3 protein-coding genes are annotated in these 4626 nt (G+C 71.9%); all 3 read left to right on the forward strand.

All coding sequences use genetic code 11. The features are described from left to right. Positions 1-1300, forward strand: a 1300-nt coding sequence (locus tag VN520_RS27690; RefSeq protein ID WP_325749683.1) for a family 20 glycosylhydrolase, incomplete at its 5' end; no start/stop codon positions are given. Positions 1301-1636: 336 nt separating this feature from the next. After that, a complete protein-coding gene (locus tag VN520_RS27695) occupies positions 1637-2164 on the forward strand; it encodes a hypothetical protein (protein ID WP_325749684.1) in 528 nt (175 codons plus the stop codon). A 485-nt stretch (positions 2165-2649) separates the two neighbouring features. Next, a partial coding sequence (locus VN520_RS27700; RefSeq protein ID WP_325749685.1) for a hypothetical protein occupies positions 2650-4626 on the forward strand: 1977 nt, incomplete at its 3' end.

Below are 4626 nucleotides of genomic sequence, written 5' to 3' on the forward strand. Positions count from 1 at the left end.
CGCCACCCCCGCCGGGGTGTTCCGGGCGGCCGCCACAGCGATCCAGCTGATCGCCACCTCCTCCGGCCCCATCCCCTGCCAGGAACTGCGCGACGCCCCCCGCTTCGCCTGGCGCGGCCTCCTGGTCGACCCGGCACGCCACCACCTCGCACCGGGTGAAGTGCGCCGTGTCGTCGATGTGATGGCGCTCTACAAACTCAACGTCCTGCACCTGCACCTGACGGACAACGAGGGCTGGCGCCTGGAGGTCCCCGGTACTCCCGGGCTCACCGCGGCCGGGCCGGACGGCGCCCCGCGCGACTTCTACACCACCGAGGAGTACCGCGCCCTCCAGCGGTACGCCGCCGAACGCTTCGTGACGATCGTCCCCGAGATCGACCTGCCCGGACACTGCGCCGCCCTGCGCGAGGCACTGCCCGGCCTCCCGGACGCACCGGCACCCGAGGGCCTGGAGGGACGCTTCCCGTACGTCCCGCCGCTCGACCTCGCGGACCGCGGCACCCGGGAGGCCGTCGCCTCCGTCCTCGCCGATGTCTGCCGCATGACCGAGGGTCCGTTCGTGCACATCGGCGGCGACGAGGCGGTCGGGGCGACCCAGGACAGCTTCACGCATGCGATCCGGGAACTGCGTTCGCTGGTACGCGCCTCGGGGAAGCGCCCGCTGGCCTGGCAGGAGGCCTCGCGCGCCGGTGTCGGGCCGGACGACATCGCCCAGTACTGGGTGGACGTGCCGATGATGGACCTGCCGGACACCCCGGAGGAGCTCGCCGGCCGCCCCGAACTGCTCGCCGCGGGCCACACCCCCGAGCTGATCGCGGCGCTCAAGAGGTTCTTCGCGCCCAGCGACCACGACCTCGCCCGGATCCTCGGAGGCGGCGGCCGCGTGCTCCTGTCCCCGCAGTCACACCTGTACCTGGACCGCGCGTACGCCCACGAGGCCGTCCCGCCCGCCCAGGCCTCCGCCGCCGCCCGCCTCGGATTCCCCGCCTACCGGCCCCGCGGCGTCCGGTACGCCGCCGCCTGGGACCCCGCGTCCCACGCGATCCCCGAGGAGCGCCTCGCCGGTGTGGAGGCGACGGTCTTCGGCGAGTCGGTCGAAGGGCTCGACGACGTGACCTTCCTGCTGCTGCCCCGTCTGCCGTCCGTCGCGGCGGCGGCGTGGACCGGCCGGCCGCCCCGGTGGGAGGACCACCGCGTCCGGGTCGCCCGCCATGCGCGCCTCTGGGAGCAGCGGGGGCTCACCTACCTCGCATCGACGGAGATCCCCTGGGAAGAGGCCCTCACCGCGGACGAGGGCTGACACTCCCGCACCGCGCACAGGGCGCCCCCACCGCTGCCCGTCCAGCACGCCAGGACGCCGGAGGCCGCGAGCCGCCCCAGGACCCGCGGCGCCGGGACGAGCCGCCCGGAATTCGCCATTGGCCTCACAGCGCGCACCTCCCGCCGGGGAGCCCCGTGGCCGCTCTCCGCGCCCGCACCCCATCATGGCGCCGGCGTGCGGGAACCCTCTTCCCCGCCACCACGTGAAGGCGACTTCACAAGTCCTTCACTTCACAACCACTTTCAGCCGCATGCTGCGCACGGTGCGCCTCAGGGTGCAGACGGTGCACCGGGGTCGTGCCTAACCTCCCGGGCCATGAGATTCACTCGCACGAGACGCTTCGGTCTCGCCACGATCATCGCCCTCGCTCTCGCCCTCTTCGGCCTGACGCCCTCCGCGAGCGCCGCCGAGCCGGCCCCTGCCGAGCTCTCGTTCAGCACCGACGCCGCCACCACCACGCCCGGCGGCACAGTGAACCTGTCGATGACGATCAAGAACAATCAGACGTACGACATCTGGTTCATCTACCAGACCATCGACCCGACCTGGCTGACCACCCAGCGCCCCGACCTCAAGTACAGCTTCACCGGCTGCAGTCTGGCGACGGGCGCCGGGGCCGTCCCGTGTTCCGGGACCGGTCCGGCCGACCTCGGGGGCAACTACGGCACCACCGTCCCGCCCGGCCAGAGCCGTACCGTCACCCTGACCTTGCAGATCGCCGCCGACTCCGGCTGCAACGGCAACATCGGCTTCTACTCCTACTTCTACGCCGAGTTCAGCGACAGCACCAGCCTCAGCGGCGGCCCGGTCCACACTCCGGAGACGCGCGTGCTGTGCGCGTGACCGCACACCTGTGCGTCCCGAGCGGCGCGCGCCCCCGCTGAGCGGGGACCTCATGGACGAAGACGGCGGCCGGCCCTGCTCCACGCCGGCCGCCGTCGCCGTGCCGCCCCCTGAGTGACTTGATCCAGCTCCCCACCGGTCGGCATTTTGGTCTGGACCACTGGTCTCCCACCTCCGCCACATCCGGTGGCCCGGGTTCCGCCGTCCGCCTTCCGCAGCAGCACACAGGCGTGCGGGCCGGCCCCACCCCGATGACCAGCGGCACCGTACCGCTCACGCTAACCATCCTGTCGTATGGACAGACACATACGCTTTTCCGCCAAGTCCTCTGTCGGTCACACAAAAACTCCACACAGACCTCACTATGTGACACGACGGATGAGTCGACGACCGGCGTCTCAGGGGGGCGACGGCGTGGTCGTGGGGGTGGGACAGGCTCCGGCAGGAGCCTGACCTCCCCTGCCCTGGGGAGGGGTTTCCACCGCATGAAGCGGACCATTCGCACCACCGCGCTCGTCATGGGCGCACTGATGGCGGCCATCGGGCTGCCGACGGCCACGGCCCAGGCGGAGGATCCGGCACCGCGTGTCGATCTGCGCGTGCTGGTCGTGAGCGACGGGGGGCCGTCGACCGACGCCATCGCCGCCGAGCTGGAGAACGCCGGGACGCCGTACACCGAGGTCGACCTGGAGGACCCCGGCCGGGCTGTGATCGACGCGGGCTTCCTCGCCGACACGGTCGAGGGCCGGCCGCGTGCGAAGTACCAGGCCGTCGTCCTGCCCAACGACAACCCGTTCCCGGCGGGCTCCGCCGAGATGGCGGCCCTCGTGGCCTACGAGCAGACGTACTCGATCCCGCAGGTCGACGCCTACACCTACGCGCGTCCACAGGTCGGGCTCAACGCGGCGGTCGGCACCGGCTACGCCGGCAGCGTCGACGGGGTGCGGGCCGAGGTGACGCAGGCGGGGAAGGCCGGGGCCTTCGGCTACCTGGAGGGCGTCGTCCCGTTCGAGGACAACTCCCCCACCGTGGGCGAGTCCTACGCCTACCTCTCGACGCCGGCGGCGGGCGCCGACTTCGTCCCCTACGTCCAGGCCGCCATCCCGGGCAGGACGACGAAGGGCTCCCTGGTGGGCGAGTACCGGCACGACGGCCGGCGGGAACTCGTGGTCACCTTCGTCTACAACCGGTACCAGCAGCAGTACCGGCTGCTGGCCCGGGGCATCGTGGAGTGGATGACCGGCGGGGTGCACCTCGGCGCCGACCGCAACTACTTCGCGGTCCACGTCGACGACGTCTTCGCCGCCGACGACCGCTGGGACTCCGCACTCAACTGCACCCCTGGCGACGTGGACTGCCAACCGGGTGAGGGCACCCCGAACCCGATCCGCATGGTCCCGGCCGACGTCGACCACGCGACAGCCTGGCAGGACAGCCGGGAATTCACCCTCGACTTCGCCTACAACGCCTCCGGCACCGTGGACCACCGCGAGGACAACGGCGGCCAGGACGCCCTCGCCGACAAGCTGGTGGCCGACCGCGAGCAGTTCCGCTGGATCAACCACACCTACACCCACGCCTTCCTGGGCTGTGTGCAGGACACCGGTGTGGTGCCGTGGAAGTGCGCGACCGGCCCGGACGGCTCCACCCGGTGGGTCGGCCGGAACGAGATCGCCGACGAGATCGCGGCCAACGAGGCGTGGGGCAAGGCCGCCGGGCTCCCGCTGCGGAGCGAGGAGCTGGTCACCGGTGAGCACTCCGGCCTGAAGGTGACCCCGCAGCAGCCGGTGGACAACCCCAACCTGGGGCCCGCCCTCGCCGACACGCGCATCGAGTGGCTGGGCTCGGACAACTCCCGGGACCCCGTGCAGCGCCGGGTCGGTACCGCCACGACCGTCTCCCGCTACCCGATGAACATCTTCTACAACGCCGGGCGGGCGGCCGAACAGGTCGACGAGTACAACTGGATCTACACCGGCCGCGCCCAGGGCGGCAGCGGGATCTGTGAGGACAACCCCGCCACCTCCACCTGCCTGCCCGCACCGCTGGACACCGCCACCGGCTACACCGAGCACATCGTGCCGCTGGAGACCCGGATCGCGCTGGGGCACGTCCTCTCCAACGACCCCAAGCCGCACTTCATCCACCAGTCGAACCTCGCCGAGGACCGCATCGCCTACCCGGTGCTCGACGGTGTGCTCGGTGACTACGACGACCTGTTCACCGACGACACCCCCGTGGTGAACCTCCGCATGAAGGACATCGGCGTCGAGATGCAGCGCCGGGCCGCCTGGCGGGCCGCCCTCGACGCGGGCCAGGTCACCGCCTACCGGATCGGTGACAGCGTGACCGTGCGGGCGCCCGGTGGCGTGGCGCTCGCGGCCACCATGCCCGCCGGTACCCGGCACGGCGGCACGGGCTTCGGGACCGCCTACGCCGGCGCGGTCTCCGGCTGGGCCCAG

The organism is Streptomyces sp. (genome assembly GCF_035563135.1).
GTDB lineage: Bacteria > Actinomycetota > Actinomycetes > Streptomycetales > Streptomycetaceae > Streptomyces.